This window comes from Klebsiella sp. 10-1 (assembly GCF_009758445.1).
Taxonomy (GTDB): domain Bacteria; phylum Pseudomonadota; class Gammaproteobacteria; order Enterobacterales; family Enterobacteriaceae; genus Klebsiella; species Klebsiella scottii.
Map to the genome: position 1 here is coordinate 1,661,540 of NZ_WQRE01000001.1, position 22,073 is coordinate 1,683,612.

Genomic DNA, 22,073 nt, shown 5'->3' on the forward strand with positions numbered 1-22,073 from the left:
CGCTGCTCCTGTTTTTTTGTGCCAACCAGAGGTTCATCATGAAGCGATCGCCACTACTCCGTTCTTTTGTTCTGTCACTGGCGCTGTTGGCCAGTTTCCCCTCTTTTGCCGCGGTGAAAAAAGAGTTCAACGTCTGCTGGACGATTTATGCCGGCTGGATGCCCTGGGGCGCCATCAGCAACGAAAAAATCATCGATAAATGGGCCAGTAAGTACGGTATCAAGATCAATATCGTGCAGCTCAACGACTACATCGAATCGATTAACCAGTATACCGCCGGCCAGTTCGACGGCTGCACCATGACCAATATGGATGCTCTGACCATTCCTGCCGCCGGCGGGGTGGATACCACCGCGTTGATTACCGGCAGCTACTCGGACGGCAACGATGGCGTGGTGCTGAAGGGCGCGGACAAAAAGCTGAGCGACCTGAAAGGGATGCAGGTTTACCTCCCGGAGCTGTCGGTTTCCCACTATCTGCTGGTTCGCGGACTGGAAAAGGCGGGGCTGCAGGAGCGAGATGTCAAAGTGGTCAATACCTCTGACGCCGATATTGTCTCCGCCTTCGGCACCAGCAGCGTGCGCGCCGCCGTAGCGTGGAACCCGCAGCTGTCGGTTATCAAAAAGACCCCACAAACCAGCGAAGTTTTTAGCTCATCCCAGGTACCGGGCGAGATCATCGACATGATGGTGGTCAACAGCCAAACCCTCAAGGACAACCCGGCGCTTGGCAAGGCGCTGACCGGCGCGTGGTTTGAAATGATGAGCAAAATGCAGGCCGGAGATAAGCCGGCGCTGAGCGCGATGGCGGCGGATTCCGGCACCGACCTCGCCGGCTATCAGGGGCAACTGAAAACCACCCATCTGTTCTGGACCGCTGCCGACGCGCTGAGGTTCATCTCCAGCCCCGATCTGGCAAAAACCATGCAGCGCGTGGCGCAATTCTCCTTCGATAAAGGGCTGCTGGGCGAGGGCGCCCAGAGCGCCGACTTTATCGGCATGAGCTTCCCGGGCAAGGTCGCCGTCGGCGACGCGGGGAACGTCAGGCTGCGTTTCGACGATAGCTACCTGAAGATGGCCGCCGCGGGCCAGCTGTAATGATTGCTGACGGGAGTCAACGCCATGCGACAAATTAACCGCCATCCACAGCAGGGCATGCGGCTGATGCTGATGCTGATGCCCTTCGTGCTGCTGATCGCCGCCTGGTTCATCGGCTCTGCGCTGCGGCTGGAGGCCAATCCGCAGGACAAGCTGCTGCCCGGACTGTCGCAGATGGTCGCGGCCATCGAGCGGATGGCGTTCACGCCGGACAAACGCAGCGGCGAGTACCTGCTGTGGGCCGACACGCTGATCAGCCTGGGGCGCCTGCTGACCGGGCTGGCGCTCTCCTCGCTGATTGGGCTGAGCATCGGCATCGCCGCCGGCGTTTTTCCGCTCTACCGCGCCGCGCTGTCGCCGCTGATGACCGTTATTTCGATGATCCCGCCGCTGGCGATCCTGCCGGTGCTGTTTATCGTCTTTGGCCTCGATGAGCTCTCCAAGGTGATGCTGATTGTGATCGGCGTGACGCCAATGCTGGCGCGCGATCTGGAACAGCGGGCGCGGGAAATTCCGGCGGAGCTGTTTATTAAAGCGCAGACCCTCGGCGCCAACAGCTGGACGCTGGTGCTGCGGGTGGTACTGCCGCAGCTGCTGTCGCGCTTGATCGTCTCCCTGCGCCTGCTGCTGGGCTCGGCGTGGCTGTTTCTGATATCGGCGGAGGCCATTTCCGCCACCGCCGGTCTCGGGTACCGCATTTTCCTTGTCCGCCGCTACATGGCGATGGACGTCATCATCCCCTACGTCATCTGGATAACCCTGCTGGCCTGGCTGATGGATCTGGCCCTGCGGCAGTTGCACAAAGCCTGCTTCCCGTGGGCGGAAGGAGGCCGGGCATGAGCTTTATTGCCATTAAAAATATCTGGCAGGAGTACGGCGACCACGTGGTGCTGGAGCGCATCAATCTCGAGGTCAGAGAGGGGGAGTTCTGTTCAATGGTCGGGGCCTCCGGCTGCGGAAAATCGACCTTTTTGCGCCTGCTGCTGGGCCAGGAAAAACCGACCCGCGGCGCAATTACCCTCGACGGCCAGCCGCTGGCCGCCGAGCCGGACCGCAGCCGCGGCGTGGTGTTCCAGCGCTATTCGGTATTTCCGCATCTCAACGTGCTGGATAACGTCGCGGTGGGCCTCGAGCTGCCGGCCTCGCCGCTGCTTGGCCGTCTTTTTGGCGCCCGCAGGCGCAACGCCCGCGAACGGGCGGCGCAGATGCTGGAGAAAGTCGGCCTCTCCCACGCGCTCGATAAGTACCCGGCGCAGCTCTCCGGCGGGATGCAGCAGCGGCTGGCGATCGCCCAGGCCTTCGTGATGCAGCCGCGCATCCTGCTGCTTGATGAGCCGTTTGGCGCGCTCGATCCGGGTATCCGCAAGGATATGCACGGGCTGCTTTTGCAGCTGTGGAGCGAAACGCGGATGACGGTCTTTATGGTCACCCACGATTTGGCCGAAGGCTTCAATCTCGGGACCCGGCTGCTGGTCTTCGACAAGGTGCGCCACGACCCGCAGGCGCCCAACGCCTACGGCGCGCGCATAACCTACGACATACCGCTTAACGAAGCCCGCATGTCGCAGATGCTCGGCACCGGCAGCGATAACAACGTTTATGCATTAAGGAGATAGTCAGATGAAGCCACTTTTTCATTCGTTACCGAGCCTGCGCGAAGAGTTTGTCCCGGGCGGCGGCCATACCTCGTTTATTCTGCGCCGCGGGCAAATTCTGCGCCTGACCGATATCGACGGCGATGCCAACGTCAGCATGATGATGCTCAATCCACATGAAAAGAGCGAACGCCTGAACCTGCCGGATACGCTGAAAGGTCAGCATACCGCGCGCCTGACGGCCGGGCACTGTTTCTACTCCGATATGGGCCGCGTGCTGGCCGGGATCGTCGCCGATAGCAGCGGCTGGCACGATCCGTTCGGCGGGGTGCTCAACGCCGAAGAGACCTTAGAAAAGTACGGCGCGGGACGCTACCAGGAGCTGCGTAACGGCTACTACCGCAACGGCGTCGATAACCTGCTGGTTGAAATGGGCAAATGGGATCTGGGTCTGGAAGATCTGCTGATGGTGGTCAACTTCTTCAGCAAGGTCACCGTGGCCGCCGACGGCAGCTTCCATTTCTGCGCGGGTCACTCCGTTCCGGGCAGCTACGTCGAGCTGTTCGCGCCGATGGACGTGCTGATTGTCCTCACCGCGCTGCCGCATCCGCAGGACCCCGCCACGGAGTATGCGCCGCGTCCGGTCCAGCTGAGCTGGTACCAGGCCGATGATGAAGCGGCGGCGGTCGCCTCGCTATTGACCCGCGATGAAAACCAGCGCGCGTTTGCCAATACCCAACTTTTTGCCCTCTGAGGAGCCGATCATGAGCCTTGTTACCAGTACCCGCAACCCGGCTGATGCCGTTTATCGTCACGTGATCCCGGCGGGCGAACCCTGGCTGTTCGAAGTGAAGAAAGGGCAAACCCTGCGGCTGCTCGATCTTGAAGGCAACCAGGCTATCGATACCCTGTTTTATAACGCCGATAACCCGCGTGAACGCTACGATCCGCAGCGCACGCTGCGTCGCCAGGGGAATGCCTATCTGACGACCGGCAGCGTGCTGTTCTCCAATCTCGGTCGGCCGCTGCTGACCATCGTTGCCGATACCTGCGGCCGCCACGATACCCTCGGCGGCGCCTGCGCCCAGGAGAGCAATACCGTGCGCTACGCTGCGGATAAGCGCTATATGCACAGCTGCCGGGATAATTTCCTCTGCGCCTGCCTGCACGACGGCCGCCTGCACAAGCGCGATATCGGCGCCAATATCAACTTCTTTATGAATGTGCCGGTGACTGAAGAAGGCGGGCTGACCTTTGAAGACGGCATTTCTGCCGCCGGGAAATATGTCGAGCTGCGCGCGGAGTGCAACGCGATGGTGCTGATTTCCAACTGCCCGCAGCTCAATAACCCCTGCAACGGCTGGGATCCGACCCCGGCAGAGGTGCTGGTATGGAACTGACCCGCTGGCAGCGCTGGCGGCTGATGGCCTATCGCCTGTTTGCCGTACGCGCCGATCGCCTGAACAGTACGCCGTCGCGTAAATCGTAACGCCGGCGCTCCCCAGGGACGACCCTGGGGAAGAACGCTATTTTGCTGCGGGACGACCCGCCCTGATGTGAGTCCCGTTTATGTTCAATACCCTACTTATTGCCAACCGCGGCGCCATCGCCTGCCGCATTCTGCGCACGCTGCGCGCTATGCGGGTTAAAGGCGTTGCCGTCTATTCCGATGCCGATCTGAGCAGCCTGCATATCCGCGAGGCCGATGAAGCGCTAAGCCTCGGCGACGGCCCGGCGGCGCAAACCTATCTGGTGGTGGAAAAAATCATCGCCGCCGCGCGGCAAAGCGGCGCCGAGGCGATTCACCCCGGCTACGGCTTCTTATCGGAAAACGCCGCCTTCGCCGAAGCCTGCGAAGCCGCCGGGCTGGTATTCGTCGGCCCGACGCCGCAGCAGCTGCGGACCTTTGGCCTTAAACATACCGCCAGGGCGCTGGCTAAAGCGCAGGGCCTGCCGCTGCTGGAAGGCACCGGGCTGCTGGCCGATAGCGCCGAGGCGTGCCGCGCCGCGCAGGAGATTGGCTATCCGGTGATGCTGAAAAGCACCGCCGGCGGCGGCGGGATCGGGATGCGCGTTTGCCAGGACGCGGAGGAGCTGGCGGAGGCCTTTGAAACCGTTCGCCGCCTCGGGCAGAACAACTTTAGCGATGCCGGCGTGTTCGTCGAAAAATATATTTCCCGCGCCCGTCACCTCGAAGTGCAGATCTTTGGCGACGGGCAGGGGGAGGTTATCGCCCTCGGCGTGCGCGACTGTTCGATTCAGCGACGTAACCAGAAGGTTATCGAAGAGACGCCGGCCCCCAACCTGCCTGAGGGGATGGCGCAGGCGCTGTGCGAGGCGGCGATCGCCCTGGGCAAAGCGGTCAGCTACCGCAGCGCCGGGACGGTGGAATTTGTTTACGATAGCCTGGCGCAGCGCTTCTATTTTCTTGAGGTTAATACCCGCCTGCAGGTTGAGCACGGGGTGACCGAGCAGGTCTGGGGCGTCGATCTGGTGCGCTGGATGGTCTCCCTGGCGGCGGGGGATTTGCCGCCGCTGTCCCGGCTGATGGCGGATCTGCAGCCGCGCGGCCACGCGATTCAGGCGCGGATCTACGCCGAAGATCCCGGCCGTCAGTTCCAGCCGTCGCCGGGGCTGCTCAGCGAAGCGATCTTCCCGCCGGCGGATGGGGTAAACCTGCGGATTGACCGCTGGGTGGAGGCCGGCTGTGACGTGCCGCCGTTCTTCGACCCGATGCTGGCAAAAACGATCGCCTGGCAGCCAGACCGCGATCGGGCCATTGCCCACCTCGGCGAAGCCCTGGCGGCAACCCGGCTGTACGGCGTGGAAACCAATCGTCTCTATCTGCAGCAGATTCTGGCTTTCGCCCCCTTTGCCGACGGCGAACCCTGGACCCGCTGCCTTGAGCAGCTGGATTATCAGGCGGCGACCGTCGAAGTCCTGAGCGCCGGGACCCAGACCAGCGTTCAGGACTATCCGGGGCGCCTCGGATACTGGGCGGTGGGCGTACCGCCTTCGGGGCCGATGGACGACCGGGCGCTGCGCCTGGGTAACCGGCTGCTTGGGAACCCGGAGGGCGAAGCGGCGCTGGAAATCACCCTCAGCGGGCCAACGCTGAAGTTTAACTGTCTCGCCCAGGCCGCGATATGCGGCGCAGCGGCTGCGGTGACCCTCGACGGCGTGGCCCAGCCGATGAACCGCGTCTTTACGATTCCTGCCGGCGCGACGCTGAAAATAGGCCCGGTGACCGGCGCGGGCGTGCGCAGCTATCTCTGCCTGCGCGGCGGTATTCAGGTGCCGGACTATTTAGGCAGCAAAAGCACCTTTACTCTCGGACAGTTTGGCGGCCACGCCGGACGCGCGCTGCGCGGCGGAGACGTTCTGCACCTGGCCTCCTGCAGCGCGGACAGCGTCGGCGCCGCGCTGCCCGCCGCGCTGCAGACCTCGCTGGACGCGGTGCGAACGCTGCGGGTCATCTATGGCCCCCACGGCGCGCCGGAATTCTTTGCCGCAGAGTATATCGCCACCTTTTTTGCCACCGACTGGGAAGTGCATTTCAACTCCAGTCGTACCGGCGTCCGGCTGATTGGCCCGAAACCGCTGTGGGCCCGCGACAGCGGCGGAGAGGCGGGACTGCATCCGTCGAATATTCACGATAATCCCTATGCCATCGGCGCGGTCGACTTTACCGGCGACATGCCGGTGATCCTCGGCCCGGACGGCCCGAGCCTCGGCGGCTTTGTCTGCCCGGTCACGGTGATCGAGGCCGACCTGTGGCAGCTCGGCCAGCTGAAAGCCGGAGATAAAGTGCGCTTTGTGGCGGTCGATTTAGCCACCGCCCGTCGCCTGGCGCAGGGCCGCCGCGAGGAGCTGGCAACCCTTGAGCCCGCGGCTATCGCCTGGCAGCCTGCGCCGCTGGCGTCGCCGGTGGTGATGTCCTGCGGGGAAGCCAATAAGCGTCTGGTGGCGCGACTCTCCGGCGATACCCATCTGCTGCTGGAGGCCGGAGAGGCGGAGCTGGATCTGGTTCTGCGCTTTCGCATCCACGCGCTGATGCAGGCGCTGGAGGGCCAGGCCCGGGTTGGCGTGATTGACCTGACGCCGGGGATCCGCTCTTTACAGGTTCACTTCCAGCCGGAAACCCTGCCCCTTGATGCGCTGCTGGCATGGGTGCGCGCGGAATGGGCGACGGTGTGCGTCAGCGATGACCTTGAAGTTCCCACGCGGGTGGTGCACCTGCCGCTGTCGTGGGACGATCCGGCCTGCCGCAAGGCGATCGACAAATATATGACCACCGTTCGCCGCGACGCGCCCTGGTGCCCCAGCAATCTTGAATTTATCCGGCGGATTAACGATCTGCCCGACGAACGGGCGGTATGGGATACGGTGTTTGACGCCAGCTACCTGGTGATGGGGCTGGGGGATGTCTATCTCGGCGCGCCGGTGGCTACGCCTCTCGACCCGCGCCACCGGCTGGTGACCACCAAATACAACCCGGCGCGCACCTGGACGGCGGAAAACTCGGTCGGGATTGGCGGCGCCTACCTGTGCGTGTACGGCATGGAAGGTCCCGGCGGCTACCAGTTTGTCGGCCGCACGCTGCAAATGTGGAATCGCTATCACGAGGTGGCTGATTTTGCCGGCAAGCCGTGGCTGCTGCGCTTCTTCGACCAGCTGCGCTTCTATCCGGTCTCTGCCGAAGAGCTGCTGCAGATCCGCCGTGATTTTCCGCTCGGCCGCTATCCGCTGCGCATTGAGCACAGCACCCTGCGGCTGGCGGAGTATCAGCAGTTCCTTGCGCGCGAGGCCACGAGCATTGACGCTTTCCGCCAGCACCAGCAGCGCGCGTTTAATGAGGAGCGCGATCGCTGGATAGCCAGCGGCCAGGCGCATTTCGAGAGCCAGGAGGCGGCGGTCGAAGAGGGTGAGGACGCGCCGCTGCAGCACGGGCAGCAGGGGGTAGAAAGCCCCGTTTCCGGCAACCTGTGGCAGGTGCAAACCGCCCCGGGCAGCCGGGTTCACGCCGGAGACGTTCTGCTGGTGCTGGAGTCGATGAAAATGGAGATCCCGCTGCTGGCCCCATGCGACGGGGTGATCGCCGAGGTTAACGTTCAGCCTGGCGCCTCGGTTCGCGCCGGGCAGCGGGTGGCGGTAATTATTGAGGAAAACGTATGAATCAGCACAATTTTGATTTACGCCTGAGCACCCTGGCGACAGGCTATCGCGACGGCCGGCTGACGCCCCGGGCGCTGATGGCGGAGCTGCGCCAGCGTGCCGCCGCGCTGAATCCGCAGTATCAGCTGTTTATTCATATCCTGACGGCAGAGGAGCAGGAATCCTGGCTGGCGGCGCTGGACGGCGTGGCGCCGGAGACCCTGCCGCTGTACGGCGTGCCGTTTGCGATTAAGGATAATATCGATCTCGCCGGGATCGTCACCACCGCAGCGTGTCCGGCGTTCGCCTATACCGCCGAGCGGGACGCGACGATTGTGGCCCGGCTGATTGCGCTGGGCGCGGTTCCGGTCGGTAAAACCAACCTCGACCAGTTTGCCACCGGCCTCAACGGCACGCGATCGCCCTACGGACGTTGTCGTAACGCGGTGCATGCGGAGTATCCGGCGGGCGGTTCGAGCGCCGGTTCGGCGCTGGCGGTGGCGCTCGGCGTCGCCAGCTTTGCGCTCGGTACGGATACCGCCGGCAGCGGGCGGGTTCCGGCATCGTTAAATAACCTGGTGGGGCTGAAGGCCAGCAAAGGGCTGATTTCGACCGCCGGGGTGGTGCCGGCCTGCCGGACGCTCGATTGCACGACCTTTTTTACCGCCACCGCCGCCGAGTCCAGCCGGCTGCTGGCGCTGACCGCCGCCGTCGATCCGCGCGATGCCTACAGCCGACGCAATCCGCAGTGGAACGGGGAGCAGGCCTTCGGCACGCCGGCGCCGGGATTTCGCTTCGGCGTTCCGCAGACGCTCAACTTCCTCGGCTGCGCGCAGAGTGAAGCGCTGTTTTTACAGGCTAAAGCGCGGCTGCTGGCCCTCGGCGGCGTGGCGGTGAATATCGATATGGCGCCGTTTCTCGCCGCCGCCAGCCTGCTGTACGACGGGCCCTGGGTGGCGGAGCGCTACGCGGTGGCGGGGCCGCTGATTGAACGGCAGCCGGAGTCGGTTCTGCCGGTGATCCGCGACGTGCTGGCGAAGGCGCCGCAAACCGATGCGGTCGCCGCGTTTAAGGCCATGTATCAGCTGCAGGCCTATAAAGCGCAGTGCGACGCGCTGCTCGACGGCGTGGATTGTGTCCTGACGCCGACCTATCCGCGTCCGGTCACGCTTGCCGAGCTGGAAGCGGAGCCGGTGAAGCGCAACGCCGACCTCGGTTACTACACCAACTTTATGAATTTACTCGATTATGCAGCCGTCAGCGTGCCTGCAGGATTCTTGTCGAACGGCCTGCCTTCCGGCGTGACGCTATTTGGCCGGGCGTTTACCGACCAGTATCTCCTCGGGCTGGCCGATGCCTTCCAGCGGGCGCAGCCGCTGCCGCTGGCCGGCGGGGCGCAGATAGCGCCTGCGGCGTCGGCGAGCGTAGCCAGCCACGATCGTCAGGCGCTGGTGGTGTGCGGCGCGCATCTCGACGGGCTGACGCTGAACGGACAGCTGCGGGAGCGGGGCGGACGCCTGCTGGCGGCGACGGAAAGCGCGGCCTGCTATCGCCTCTACGCGCTGGCCGACGGCTGGCGTCCGGGGATGGTGCGGGATGAAAACGGCGGGGCGGCCATTGCGGTGGAGGTGTGGGAGCTGCCCTCCGCCGAGCTGGGATCGCTCCTGGCGGCGATTCCGGCGCCGCTGGGGTTAGGCAAGGTGGAGCTGGCGGACGGGCGCTGGCTCAGCGGCTTTATCTGCGAGGGGTACGGCCTGCAGGGCGCGACCGATATTACGGCCTACGGCGGATGGCGGGCCTGGCTGGCGCGCTAGGTGACGGTGTCACATATTCTGAAAAAAATAGCGTCGGCCCGCCCTGGGCCGGCGCTACTCACATGCTGAAACATTTCTGCCAATTCATTAGCAACCTTTCCGTAGGGCTACCGCGCCGATAAGGCTATCCTTCCCCGCTTTTAATTTTTTGGCTTCTTATTGAAACTCAGGTGAATTACCGCCAATGACTCTATTGAGAGATGAAATTCGCGATCACTCAGCGGAAGAGATGCTGTTTATTCGCCGGGCCGTGGTGGTTTTTATTCTGGTGGTGGTCTGCTTTAGCATTCTGATCGTTAACCTCTATCGGCTGCAGGTCAAACAGCACGATTTCTATCAGACCCGCTCGAACCAGAACGATATCAAAATGCTGCCTATTGCCCCGAGCCGCGGGCTCATCTTCGATCGCAACGGTATCCCGCTGGTACAGAACATCACCCTCTATCGCCTGCAGGTGATCCCCAGCAAAATCGCCGATATGAAAGCGCTGCTGCAGCAGCTGACGCCGATCGTTGATCTGACTCCCGATGATATCGCCAGCTTCCGCGACGATATGCTGCACAACAGTCGCTACAAAGAGGTGACGTTAAAATCCGCGCTGAGCGATGTCGAAGTGGCGCGCTTCGCGGTGAACGAATTCCATTTCCCCGGCGTAACCGTAGAGAACTACCAGCAGCGCGACTATCCCTACGGCGCCGAGCTGGCGCACGTTGTCGGCTACGTCTCGAAAATTAACGATAACGACCTGCAGCGGCTGGCAAAAAATGGCGAAGCCGAGAATTATGCCGCCGACCATAATATCGGCAAACAGGGTATTGAAGGCTATTACGAACAGGAGCTGCACGGTACCACCGGCTACCAGGAGGTCGAGGTGGATAACCACGGGCGGGTGGTGCGCCTGCTGAAAGAGGTGCCGCCGGTCGCCGGCAAAAATATCTATCTGACGCTCGATCTGCATCTGCAGCAGTATATTGAATCGGTGCTCAAGGGGCAGCGCGCGGCGGTGGTGGCGGTCGATCCGCGCGACGGCGGGGTGCTGGCGATGGTTTCCAGCCCCAGCTACGATCCCAATCCCTTTGTGAAAGGCATTGGCTATCAGGCCTACCGCTCGCTGCTCGATAACGCCGACCGGCCGCTGATCAACCGCGTGACCCAGGGCCTCTACCCGCCGGCCTCGACGGTTAAACCCTATATGGCGCTATCGGCGCTCTCTGCCGGGGTGATTACGCCCACCACCACCTTCTTCGGCGCGCCGACCTGGACGCTGCCGGGCACCCAGCGCCGCTACCGCGACTGGCTGAAAACCGGGCACGGCATGCTCAACGTCACCAAGGCCATTGAAGAGTCGGCGGATACCTTCTTCTACCAGGTGGCGTTTGAAATGGGGATCGATCGGATTCACAGCTGGTTAAGTAAATTTGGCTACGGTCAGCCGACGGGGATCGACCTCAACGAAGAGTATTCGGGGGTGCTGCCAAGCCGTGAATGGAAGCAGCGGGTTCATAAGAAGCCGTGGTATCAAGGGGATACCATCTCGGTCGGCATCGGCCAGGGCTACTGGATTGCCACCCCGATTCAGATGGTGAAAGCGCTGACGACGCTGATCAACAACGGCAAGGTGAAGAACCCGCATCTGCTCTACTCCATGAAGCGCGGCAATAAGGTTGAGCGCTATCAGCCGCCGCAAAACGCGGCGCAGGTGGGCGATCCGAAATCGCCGTACTGGGGGATTGTGCGTAACGGGATGTACGGCATGGCTAACCTGCCAAACGGCACCGGCTACAAGCTGTTCCACACCGCGCCGTATCAGATTGCCGCGAAGTCCGGGACCTCGCAGGTCTTCAGCCTGAAAGAGAACCAGACCTACAATGCGAAAATGATCCCGGTCAGGCTGCGTGACCATATTTTCTATACCCTGTTTGCCCCGTATCAGCATCCGCGGGTGGCGATGGCGCTGATTCTTGAGAACGGCGGCGGCGACGGAGTGGTGGCCGGCCCTACGGCGCGCGCCATTCTTGACCATATCTTCGACCCGGCCAACGAGCCGGCGGCGGTAGAGGGCGGCGCAGAGGCTAACGTCCCGCAGATCGATAGCGCCGACGCGCAGTAGAGAAGAAAACGCTCCCCGGACGGTTATGCCGTCCGGGAATAATCGCCGGTAAATTGATTATTTGCCGCCGACGGGGCTTTTCTCCATAGTGAAGCCTTACGCAAATCTGAGAAATAAGAAAGGTATCGCCATGTCGTTGAGCAGAAAAACGCTTCTTTTGGTGCAGACCGGCACGCCGCCGCAGGAGATTGTCGCCGATCACGGCGACCTGCCGCGCTGGTTCGCCGATCTGCTGGCACCGTGGCGGGAGCAGATGAAAGCGGTGCGCGTATTTGCCGGTGAGACGCTCCCGGCGCCGGATAACGACACGGTGGCGGTGATCACCGGCTCCTGGGATATGGTGACGGACCGCCTGGCGTGGAGCGAGATGACCGCGGAATGGATCCGCGCCGCGATGGCCATCGAGATGCCGCTGTTTGGCGTCTGCTACGGCCATCAGCTGATGGCCCACGCGCTGGGCGGCGAGGTGGATTACCACCCGGCAGGGCGTGAAACCGGCAGCAAAACCATATCGCTCTCGGCCGCTGGCCTTAGCGATAGCCTGGTTGCCGACCATCCCGCGACCTTCAGCGCTCATCTGACGCATCTACAAACGGTGACCAAACTGCCGCAAGGGGCGGCGGTGCTGGCCTCGTCCGAGCACGATCCGCATCAGATTGTCCGCTATGGCGCCCACGCGCTGTCGACTCAGTTCCACCCTGAAATCACCCCGGAGATTGCCCGCTCGCTGATTTACTATCGTCAGGCGGTACTGCGCAATGAGGGCCTTGACCCGGACAGGCTGAGCCGCGCGGTCGAGGAGAGCCCCGTGGCCTCGGCGATTTTGACCCGCTTTGTGGCGAACTATCTGACCCCGGCCCCGAGGACGGCTTAACTCTGCGGCGCTTTCTCCTGTAGCCAGGCCGCGGTTTCGCGAAGAATTTCGTCCGACAGCGCCGGGTCACAGGTCATTCGCGCCAGAATCACCGCCCCGACCATCGCCGACCAGCTGCCGACGGCCGCGCGCCGCCTCGCCGCGTCATCTTCCCCGGGAACGGTCTTGCTGAGATTGGCTATCTGCTGCTTGAGCCCGGCGCTCATTTCACTCCTGGCCGGCTCCGACTGGCGGATAGTGTCCGCAGCCAACGCCGCCAGCGGGCAGCCGCTGGCAAAATTATCCCGATGCTCAGGGGAAAGGTAGCGTTCGATTTGCGGCGCGCTACCGTTTTCGGTGGCGCCGCTGGCTGTCTGCAGCTCCGCAAGGGTCAGGGCGATCAGCTCATCCTTCGATTTGAAGTAGCCGTAAAATCCGCCGTGGGTAAGACCCGCTGATTTCATGATATCGGTGACCGTGACCGCATCAAAACCCCGTTCACGAAACAGACGACCGGCGGCGGCAAGGATTGTCTGCTTATTCTCTTCGACCTGTTTTCTGCTCACTCTCATGGCGTCATCCCGCGCTGAAATTATTTATGATGACCATCATATAACATTATTTACACCATACCCAGCCTGTGACATTATTCATGACGGTCATCATGTATAAATTCAGGAGAGCGAATATGAGCAGCAAATCAGCGGTACTGGTAACCGGCGCATCGACCGGCATTGGCGCAGTCTACGCCGAACGCTTTGCCCAACGCGGCCACGACCTGGTCCTCGTCGCGCGAAATACCGAGCGCCTTACCGCGCTGGCCCAGCGCCTGCGTAGCGAAGCGGGGGTGCAGGTCGACATTTTAACCGCCGATCTGACTAACGATGACGACGTTGCCGCCGTCGAGCAGCGTCTGCGGGAAGATACGCGCATCGGCATTCTGATTAACAATGCCGGCACCGCCATTCCCGGCGATTTTCTCAGCCAGAGCGGCGAGGAGCTCTCCCGGCTGATTGCGCTCAACGTAACGGCGGTGACCCGCCTGGCCCATGCCGTCGCTCCCCGGCTGGCGGCCGCGGGCGAAGGGGCTATCGTCAACATCGCCTCGGTTGTCGGGCTGGCTCCGGAAATGGGCCTGACGGTGTATGGCGCAACTAAAGCCTTTGTGCTGTTTCTCTCTCAGGCTCTCGACGTGGAGCTGGCCGCGAAGGGGATTTACGTCCAGGCGGTGCTGCCTGCGGCGACCCGCACCGAGATCTGGCAGCGCAGCGGCCAGGACGTTGATGCCATTCCCGGCCTGATGGAGGTGGATAAACTGGTGGATGCGGCGCTGGTGGGTTTCGACCGCCGTGAATTAGTCACCATTCCGCCGCTGCACGATGAAACGCAGTGGGGGGCCCTGAACGCGGCGCGCCAGGCGATGCTGCCCGGCTTCGCGCAGTCGGAACCGGCGCCGCGCTACCGCGCCTGACGCCTTCGCGTGACGTTGTCACCTGAACGTCAGCCCGCCCAGCGCCTCGGCCATCAGCTGTCCGAGCATCGTGCAGGCGGCGGTATTCCGCGCCTGCAGCGGATTCTCTTCGAGACCGATAGCCAGGGCGCCGGGGGATGGCAGCAGGGCGCCTGCGGCATGCAGATTCTCCGGCATGCCGATTTTGGTTCTGACCGTCAGGCCTAATCCGGCCTGCACCGCCGCCCAGACGCCGCTGAGGCTATGGCTAACAAACATCACCTGCCACGGAATGGCGGCCGCGTCGAGAGCGGCGATAGCCCTTGAGCGCATCAGGCACGGGCTTTCAAACATCACCAGCGGAAGTGGCTCGCCCGCGGCCAGCAGGGCGGCGACGTCGAGGTCCGGATGATGAATCCACTCCAGCTGGCACTGACCCAACGTTGGGCCGCTATCGTCGGTTTGCCAGAGCAGCGCCATATCCAGCGTGCGTTCGGCCAGCGCCTGGCGCAGCGGGAGATTGCGGTCCACTCTGGCGACGATCCGCAGCTGCGGGTGGTGACGTTTAAACTGGCCGAGGATCCCCGGCATCAGGGATTCGCCAAAATCCTCCTGCATCCCAATGCGGATCTCACCGGTAAGCCGTTCGCCTTTTAGAGCGCGCAGGGTCTCATCGTTGAGCTCCAGCATGCGCCGGGCATAGCCCATCAGCTTTTCTCCCTGGGCCGTGAGCGCCAGGTGACGACCCTGTTTCACCACCAGCCCGGCGTCGCACTGCATCTCCAGTTTCTTGAGCTGAGCGCTGACCGCGGAGGTTGAGCGCGAAAGACGTACCGCCGCCTGGGCAAAGCTGCCGCACTCGATCCCGGTGACAAAGGTGCGTAGCGCATCGAGATCCAGCGCCGGAGTAAGCTTTTCCATAATCATCCTCTTATTCAGGATGATGACTCCTGAATTATTCGATTTTCAGGAAGATACTGTGGCATCACACTGGGCTCAACGTCAACATTACCTTCCGGAGTTACCATGATCGTTATGCAGTATCGCTTTACGCTGCCCGCTGACTATGACATGTCGATTATTGAGCGCCGCATTCGCCACGGCGGCGCAAAGCTGGACGGCTTTCCCGGCCTGTTATTTAAAACCTATCTTTACTCCCGCCTCGATGACCGCGCCGGGGCTATAACGGAGAACCGCTATGCTCCGCTGTACGTCTGGCAAAACGCAGAGGCGATGGCGCGCTTTCTGCAGAGTCCGGGGTTTGCCGGCCTGTGCGCAGACTTTGGCTGGCCGCGGATCGAAAGCTGGCTGGCGCTGCGCGTCCCGGCGGTCGGGGAGGTGATGGATAAGTCCTGGCTGAGCGTCAAAAAGCGCGCCATTGCGCCGTTTAGCGATCTGGCAAACCTCGATCTGCAGGGGCAGCTCTGCGCATGGGACCTGAGCCGCTGGCAGCTGCTGGAGGTCAGCTTTGGCGATGCGCCGTCGGATGAAGGAGAGAGTTATCGCATCGGCTACGTTGCGCGAGGAGAGGCGTAAAAAAAAGCCGATAAGGTGAGTTATCGGCTTTCGGGAGGAGGCGGGGCGGCAAGGGCCGCTATCCCGGATCGGGCGCAGGCGCCGCAGCCCGGGAGTTCAGCTTACTTTGCCAGCACTTCCTGGGCGGTGCGTTCAACCAGATTCAGCAGCACCTTGACGTCATCGAGGGTGACGATCGGGTTGAGCAGCGTCAGCTTCAGGCAGGTCACGCCGTTGTGCTCGGTTACGCCGACGTTGGCGCGACCGGAGTCCAGCAGCGCGTCGCCGATGCGCTGGTTAAGCAGGGCGATAGCCGCATCGTCGCTGCCCGCCGTCTGCTGCGGGCGCGAACGGAACAGCACGCTCGCCAGCTGCGGCTCCATAACCAGCTCCAGCGTCGGCTGGCTGGCAACGTATTCAGCGACGTTTTTCGCCATCGTCACGCCGTGATCGATAATTTCCGCGTACTGTTTCTGCCCCAGCGCTTCCAGCGCCATCCACAGCTTCAGCGCGTCGAAGCGGCGGGTGGTCTGCAGCGATTTGGAAACCAGGTTCGGTACGCCGTTTTCTTCATCGAACTCGGAGTTCAGATAGGCCGCCTGATAGCGCATCAGCTCGTAGTGGCGCGCATCTTTTAGCAGGAACGCGCCGCAGCTGATGGTCTGGAAGAACTGTTTGTGGAAGTCCAGGGTGATGGAATCCACGCACTCAATGCCGTCCAGGTAATCGCGGTAGTGCCCGGAAAGCAGCAGCGCGCCGCCCCAGGCCGCATCCACGTGCAGCCAGATCTGATGCTCCGCCGCAATGCCGGCAATCACGCGCAGCGGGTCGATAGCGCCCGCGTCGGTGGTGCCTGCCGTCGCCACGATCGCCATGATCTGCTCGCCGTTGGCCTGCGCTTCGGCGATTTTCGCCTTCAGGTCTTCGACGTCCATGCGGGCAAAGCGGTCGGTTTTGACCAGGGTGACCGAACGGTAGCCGAGGCCCATCAGCGCCATGTTCTTCTGCACCGAGAAGTGGGCGTTTTCAGAACAGAACACTTTGTATTTGCGGATATCGCCCGGCAGGCCATCCTGCTGAATCGAGTGCCCCTGGCGGGCGAAGAAAGCATCGCGCGCCAGCATCAGGCCCATCAGGTTACTCTGGGTGCCGCCGCTGGTGAAAACGCCGGCGTCGCCTGCCCGGTAGCCCACCTGGGCGCGCAGCCATTCGATCAGCTTCATCTCAATGATGGTGGCCGACGGGCTTTGGTCCCAGGAGTCCATACTCTGGTTGGTGGCGTTAATCAGCACTTCCGCCGCCTGGCTTACCACCAGGCTCGGGCAGTGGAGATGCGCCACGCACTGCGGGTGATGCACCGACAGGCTGTCTTTCAGGAAGTACTCGATCGCACGTTCAATCGCCGCCTGGTTGCCCAGACCCTGTTCGGTGAACTCAAGGGTAATGCGCTCGCGCAGCTCGGCGACGCTTTTGCCTTGATACATCTCAGGCTGCTTGAGCCACTGCGCGACGGCCTGGCTGGTCTGAGCGATAACCTGCTGATACGCCTCAATGCTCTGCGGCGAACCGGCAAGGATCGGATTCAATTGGGACATGGCGGTCACTTACTCCACTCAGACCGGTTTTACGCCGGCGGCCAGCAGGGCCTGTTCAAATTTGTCGAAGAAAATCTCCAGCTCAGCGTTGCTGATCAGCAGCGACGGCAGCAGGCGCAGGACGCAGCCGTTACGGCCGCCGCGCTCAAGGATCAGGCCCGCTTCGAAGCATTTTTTCTGCAGCAGGGCAGAGAGCGCGCCGTCGGCCGGGTAGCAGCCCATGTGATCCTGAGCTTCGTTCGGCTTAACGATTTCGATGCCGATCATCAGACCGAGACCGCGAACGTGACCAATGACCGGGTAGCGTTTTTGCATTTCGGCCAGCTTGCCTTTCAGCCACTCGCCCTGGGCCGCAACTTTACCGGCGATGTCGTTCTCTTTCAGGTGACGCAGGGTGGTCAGGCCGGTTGCCATTGCCAGCTGGTTGCCGCGGAAGGTGCCGGTGTGGTGACCAGGTTCCCAGGCGTCAAACTGCTTCTTGATACCAAGAACGGCCAGCGGCAGACCGCCGCCTACGGCTTTGGACATCACGATGATGTCCGGCTCAATGCCCGCGTGTTCGAAGGCGAACAGCTTACCGGTACGCGCGAAGCCGGCCTGGACTTCATCGATAATCAGCAGAATGCCGTGCTCCTGGGTCACTTTACGGATGCGCTGCAGCCACTCGACCGGCGCCGGGTTCACGCCGCCTTCGCCCTGAACGGCTTCAAGGATCACCGCCGCAGGCTTACGCACGCCGCTTTCAACGTCGTTGATCAGGTTTTCGAAGTAGTAGGTCAGCGCCTTCACGCCGGCTTCACCACCGATACCCAGCGGGCAGCGGTACTGATGCGGGTACGGCATAAACTGGACTTCCGGCATCATGCCGTTAACCGCTTCTTTCGGTGACAGGTTTCCGGTCACCGACAGCGCGCCGTGGGTCATCCCGTGGTAGCCGCCGGAGAAGCTGATGACCGAAGAACGGCCGGTGTATTTTTTCGCCAGCTTCAGCGCCGCTTCAACGGCGTCAGCGCCGGACGGGCCGGTGAACTGCAGGCAGTATTCTTTACCTTCGCCCGGTAATAAAGAGAGCAGGTATTCGGAGAAGCGATCTTTTAACGGAGTTGTCAGATCGAGGGTATGTAACGGCAAGCCGCTGGTAATGACACTTTGGATGCTCTGCAGCACGTCAGGATGGTTATGACCAAGAGCCAGGGTTCCAGCACCGGCAAGGCAGTCCAGGTACTGTTTGTTATCCGCATCGGTCAGCCATACGCCTTCCGCTTTGGTAATGGCCAATGGCAGCTTGCGCGGGTAACTCCTGACGTTCGATTCGAATTCGGCCTGACGGGCCAAAAAGGTTTCGTTGTTTGCGTCCAATAAATCTGCACTTAAAGTATCAATACGGACTTTATCCGTCATCATATCACTCCCACAACCAGCGTTACGGTTGAACCCTGGTTGAATAATTGGTTTAAGAAAATGAATCGCCATTCATAAAGCGCGCACAATATATGGCTTTTTAAATCCGCATTCAACGTTTTATTTATTGCGCTATTTTTACGTTATTTTTACATTGTTAAATTTAATGATAAATGGCTGATTTTTATCCGTTATTTTAACGTTCATAAAACCATAAAAAGTGTAATTATTAGTGTAGGATTTTACCCTGTTTTATTACCGCTTCGCTGACGCCGCTGGCGGAAATAGTTCCGCCAGCGGTAAGGTTACTCAACGCAGTTCGATAGCGTACTGCGATAAAGGTGTGATTTTTTTAACCAACTTATTGTTAAACAAAAACTGTTCGTAGGCTTCGTAGCGCGGCTTATCAAGCGCCGCCGGATCGGTGGCGAACAGCGGTATCGTTTGCAGCCACGCCTGCTTGTTGAGCTCGGTATTCAGCTCCGGATGCGCGGCGGCGAAGGCCTGCCAGGTCTCCTGCGGGTGGGCGCGCAGCCAGGTCACGCCTTTTTGCAGCGCTACGAGGAATTTTTTGATTTTCGCCGCGTGCGCTTCATCCCGGTTGGCGACAATCACCAGCTCGTCGTAGGCCGGCACGCCGTAATCCTCTACGTTCATGACCTGCGGCTCTTTGCCCTGCAGCTTCAGCTCCAGCGCCTCAATATTGCGGTAGCCGCCGATAACCGCGTCGACCTGGCCGGCAAGCAGGGCGCTGGTCAGCTGGAAGTTAACGTTGATCAGCTTGATACTTTGCGGATCGATATGCGCCGACTGCGCCATAGTTGCCAGCGTCGCCTGTTCGATGCCGCTCACCGAGTAGCCAACCTTTTTCCCCTTCAGGTCGGCGGGCGTTTTGATGCTCTTATCCAGCGCAATAATAGTGTTTAACGGTGAGTTAATCAGCGTCCCGACGCGCACCAGCGGCAGCCCCTCATCGGCGAAAAAATGCACCTGCGGCTGGTAGGTTATGGCCAGGTCGGCCTGGCGAGCGGCCACCAGCCGCGGCGGCAGCGCCGGGTCGGATGGCGGAATGATTTTGACGTCGAGGCCCTGTTCTTTAAAGGCGCCAATCTGTTCCGCAACCATAATCGGCGCGTGATCCGGGTTGATATACCAGTCCAGCACCAGGGTTAGCTTCTCGTTCGCCGCAGCGTGTGCGCTGATAGCCGCGCTGAGGGCCATCCCGGCAAAAATACGTTTATTCATGGTATTCCTTATTATCCGTACAGCTCATTATTCCGGCGTCCAGTCGATCAGCCGGTGCAAGAAAGCGTCGACCGCCAGCCACAGCAGGACGGTCAGCAGCACTAAAATAAACAGGGCCGCAAAGCAGATGTCGGTCTGCAGCCGGGCGTTGGCGTTGAGCATGACGTAGCCGAGCCCTTCGGCTGAGCCCACCCATTCGCCGATGATGGCGCCAATCGGCGCGACGGCGGCGGCCATCCGCAGGCCGGACCCCAGCGCCGGCAGCGCGGCCATCAGCCGCACGTGGCGCAGCTGAGCGCCAAAGGAGGCGCCCATCGTGCGGGCCAGATCGAGATAGTCGTGATTGACCCGCCGCAGGCCGTCAAAGAACGCGGAGGTGACGGGGAAGAAGATCACCAGCACCGCCATCATCACCTTGGCGCTCATTCCGAAGCCAAACCACAGCACCAGCAGAGGGGCGAGAGCGAACACCGGGATGGCCTGGCTGGTCAGCACCAGCGGCATCAGCCAGCGCTGCAGCCGCGGCGAGACGATCATGCAGAGCGCCAGCACCACGCCGAGCAGGACCCCGAGCAGCAGTCCGCTGAGAATTTCGCTTAGCGTCACCAGGGTATGCCAGCCCAGATACGCGCGGTTGAGCCACAGGGCGCCGGCGACCGCCGATGGCGAAGGCAGCAGAAAGGCGGGGATCCCGCTGCGGGTCACCAGCCACCAGACCAGCAGCAGGCCGCCAAATACCACCGCGCCGCGCAGGAGTTTGCCCCTCATCCGTCGGCCCTCATCAGCTGCTGCAGCAGTTCCGCCTGGCTGGCAAGCAGCGCGGGATCGTCCGCCGCCCGCGGCGGCAGGCCAGACAAATGGTGCGAATCGTCGATCCCGCCCGCGGACGGCGCGAGCACCAGCAGACGGTGGCTCATCCGACAAGCTTCCATCGGATCGTGGGTAATCAGCACCACGGTCCGGTCGGCCAGCAGCTCAGCCGCCAGGGTTTGAATGCGCGTGCGGGTGATGGTGTCGAGGGCGGAGAAGGGTTCATCCATTAAGACCACGGGGCGGTCTTCATACAGCGTGCGGGCCAGCGCCGCGCGCTGACGCATTCCGCCGGAGAGCGACGCCGGGCGATCGTCGGCGCACTGCTCCAGCCCGACCTGGCGCAATAAGGTTGTCACGCGCGAACGGTCAACGCGCTCCCCGCGCAGGCGCGCGCCGAGCGCTACGTTATCGCGCACGTTCAGCCACGGATAGAGCAGGTCCTTCTGTCCCATCCACGCCAGCCGTTTCGCCACGGGCAGCCCGTCGCTGGCGTAGACCTGGCCGGACGTCGGCGCCGCGAGGCCGGCGATGATGCGCAGCAGGCTGGTTTTTCCGGCGCCGCTGGCGCCCAGCAGGGAGACCCACTGCCCGCCGGGGATATCGAACGATAAATCCTCAAAAACGACCCGCGAACCGAAGCGTAACCCCAGTTCCCGGACGTGGATGGCCGGGGGAGTCACGCCGACGCCTCCGGTACCGCATTCAGCCCCATCTGCCAGAAGTTGGCCTCCAGGCGCGTGGCGGTGGTGAAGATGGCACTGAGCTCAGCGAATCTCGACTCGCCGCCGCGCTGCTGCCAGAGGGTTTCCAGCAGGGTGATCGCCGCGTTGACGCCGTTGAGATAGCCTTCGTCGCCATAGTTACGGATCCACGAGGCGTAGGGATTATCGCTCAGGCGGGTCTGCGGACTATGCAGCAGCCCGAGCCCAATTTCTGCGTAACCGGCCACGCAGGGCATCAGCGCGGCCAGCAGATCCAGGGCGTCGTTGGAGTGGCCGATATCCAGCACGTAGCGCGTGTAGTTGATCGTCTCAGACGCCTCCGGCTCGGCGGCCATGATCGCTTCATCCAGCCCCCAGCCGGCGCAGTAGCCGACGTGCAGCGGCAGTTCGCTGAGGATGGCGTTCATCGAGGCCGCCGCGGCGCGCATCTCCGGCAGCGTGCGCAGCTTGCTGACCAGCAGGGCATAGCTGCGGGCAAAGTGGATCAAAAACAGATAGTCCTGCGTCAGGTAGCGGCGGAATGCGCGTTCGGGCAGGGTGCCGTCAGCCAGCTGATGTAAAAAGGGATGGGCGACGTAGTGCTGCCAGTCGCGTCCCGCCTGCTGGCGCAGACGACCGTAGATACCTTGAGTAAATGCGGGAAGAATCACAGGACCTCCTGATTAAGGGGAGATCCGGGCGTGCAGAAGTATGAACAGGCAATGGCGGA

General features: G+C 62.0%; 19 protein-coding genes. 11 read left to right on the forward strand and 8 right to left on the reverse strand.

The annotated features are described in order from the left end of the window. Positions 1-38 precede the first annotated feature (38 nt). The 9 genes from GO007_RS07855 (at position 39) to GO007_RS07895 (ending at position 12,644) form a co-directional block, all read left to right on the forward strand. Positions 39-1,097 carry a putative urea ABC transporter substrate-binding protein gene (locus GO007_RS07855; RefSeq protein ID WP_095097770.1) on the forward strand — a complete coding sequence of 353 codons (1,059 nt, stop codon included), beginning with the start codon at positions 39-41 and terminating at the stop codon, positions 1,095-1,097. Positions 1,098-1,121: 24 nt separating this feature from the next. Then, the gene (locus GO007_RS07860; RefSeq protein WP_095097773.1) at positions 1,122-1,937 is read left to right on the forward strand and encodes an ABC transporter permease; all 816 of its coding nucleotides are present in this window, start codon (positions 1,122-1,124) and stop codon (positions 1,935-1,937) included. Further along, positions 1,934-2,713: an ABC transporter ATP-binding protein gene (locus GO007_RS07865; protein WP_095097776.1), complete on the forward strand. Its 780-nt coding sequence runs from the start codon at positions 1,934-1,936 to the stop codon at positions 2,711-2,713. Before GO007_RS07860 ends, GO007_RS07865 begins: the two co-directional genes overlap by 4 nt. A gap of 4 nt (positions 2,714-2,717) precedes the next feature. Beyond that, positions 2,718-3,446 carry an urea amidolyase associated protein UAAP1 gene (locus GO007_RS07870; protein WP_095097779.1) on the forward strand — a complete coding sequence of 243 codons (729 nt, stop codon included), beginning with the start codon at positions 2,718-2,720 and terminating at the stop codon, positions 3,444-3,446. A 10-nt stretch (positions 3,447-3,456) separates the two neighbouring features. Next, positions 3,457-4,092, forward strand: coding sequence for an urea amidolyase associated protein UAAP2 (locus tag GO007_RS07875; protein WP_095097782.1), 636 nt, complete (start codon positions 3,457-3,459; stop codon positions 4,090-4,092). 169 nt (positions 4,093-4,261) lie between these two features. Then, complete coding sequence (gene uca, locus GO007_RS07880; protein ID WP_095097785.1) at positions 4,262-7,867, forward strand: urea carboxylase; 3,606 nt, start codon at positions 4,262-4,264, stop codon at positions 7,865-7,867. Further along, a complete protein-coding gene (atzF, locus tag GO007_RS07885) occupies positions 7,864-9,660 on the forward strand; it encodes an allophanate hydrolase (protein WP_095097788.1) in 1,797 nt (598 codons plus the stop codon). Before uca ends, atzF begins: the two co-directional genes overlap by 4 nt. 184 nt (positions 9,661-9,844) lie before the next feature. Continuing rightward, entirely contained in the window at positions 9,845-11,770 is a 1,926-nt protein-coding gene (mrdA, locus tag GO007_RS07890; RefSeq protein WP_189339829.1) for a penicillin-binding protein 2, read from the forward strand. Between the two features lie 136 nt (positions 11,771-11,906). Next, the gene (locus GO007_RS07895; RefSeq protein WP_370525529.1) at positions 11,907-12,644 is read left to right on the forward strand and encodes a glutamine amidotransferase; all 738 of its coding nucleotides are present in this window, start codon (positions 11,907-11,909) and stop codon (positions 12,642-12,644) included. On the opposite strand, the gene GO007_RS07900 is transcribed toward GO007_RS07895, so the two are convergent. Further along, complete coding sequence (locus GO007_RS07900; protein ID WP_095097797.1) at positions 12,641-13,195, reverse strand: TetR/AcrR family transcriptional regulator; 555 nt, start codon at positions 13,193-13,195, stop codon at positions 12,641-12,643. The two genes, GO007_RS07895 and GO007_RS07900, sit on opposite strands and share 4 nt — an antisense overlap. Before the next feature lie 116 nt (positions 13,196-13,311). On the opposite strand from GO007_RS07900, the gene GO007_RS07905 reads away from it, so the two are divergent. Further along, positions 13,312-14,094 carry an SDR family NAD(P)-dependent oxidoreductase gene (locus tag GO007_RS07905; RefSeq protein ID WP_095097801.1) on the forward strand — a complete coding sequence of 261 codons (783 nt, stop codon included), beginning with the start codon at positions 13,312-13,314 and terminating at the stop codon, positions 14,092-14,094. 18 nt (positions 14,095-14,112) lie between these two features. Here the strand turns inward: GO007_RS07905 and GO007_RS07910 are convergent, their stop codons facing one another. Next, positions 14,113-15,000, reverse strand: a complete 888-nt coding sequence (locus GO007_RS07910; protein WP_223261762.1) for a LysR substrate-binding domain-containing protein — start codon at positions 14,998-15,000, stop codon at positions 14,113-14,115. Positions 15,001-15,099: 99 nt separating this feature from the next. On the opposite strand from GO007_RS07910, the gene GO007_RS07915 reads away from it, so the two are divergent. Next, on the forward strand, positions 15,100-15,609 hold the full coding sequence (locus tag GO007_RS07915; protein ID WP_095097804.1) for a DUF4865 family protein: 510 nt from the start codon (positions 15,100-15,102) through the stop codon (positions 15,607-15,609). A gap of 101 nt (positions 15,610-15,710) precedes the next feature. Here GO007_RS07915 and GO007_RS07920 read toward each other — a convergent pair whose 3' ends face one another. From GO007_RS07920 to GO007_RS07945, 6 genes are all read right to left on the reverse strand, one after another. Further along, a complete protein-coding gene (locus GO007_RS07920) occupies positions 15,711-17,192 on the reverse strand; it encodes a pyridoxal phosphate-dependent decarboxylase family protein (protein ID WP_189339830.1) in 1,482 nt (493 codons plus the stop codon). A 9-nt stretch (positions 17,193-17,201) separates the two neighbouring features. Next, positions 17,202-18,587 carry a diaminobutyrate--2-oxoglutarate transaminase gene (locus GO007_RS07925; RefSeq protein WP_095097810.1) on the reverse strand — a complete coding sequence of 462 codons (1,386 nt, stop codon included), beginning with the start codon at positions 18,585-18,587 and terminating at the stop codon, positions 17,202-17,204. Positions 18,588-18,893: 306 nt separating this feature from the next. Continuing rightward, entirely contained in the window at positions 18,894-19,829 is a 936-nt protein-coding gene (locus GO007_RS07930; RefSeq protein ID WP_095097813.1) for an ABC transporter substrate-binding protein, read from the reverse strand. A gap of 27 nt (positions 19,830-19,856) precedes the next feature. Beyond that, positions 19,857-20,597: an ABC transporter permease gene (locus tag GO007_RS07935; RefSeq protein WP_095097816.1), complete on the reverse strand. Its 741-nt coding sequence runs from the start codon at positions 20,595-20,597 to the stop codon at positions 19,857-19,859. After that, positions 20,594-21,322: an ABC transporter ATP-binding protein gene (locus tag GO007_RS07940; RefSeq protein WP_095097819.1), complete on the reverse strand. Its 729-nt coding sequence runs from the start codon at positions 21,320-21,322 to the stop codon at positions 20,594-20,596. Before GO007_RS07940 ends, GO007_RS07935 begins: the two co-directional genes overlap by 4 nt. Next, a complete protein-coding gene (locus GO007_RS07945) occupies positions 21,319-22,014 on the reverse strand; it encodes a TenA family protein (protein WP_095097821.1) in 696 nt (231 codons plus the stop codon). Before GO007_RS07945 ends, GO007_RS07940 begins: the two co-directional genes overlap by 4 nt. Positions 22,015-22,073: the final 59 nt, after the last annotated feature.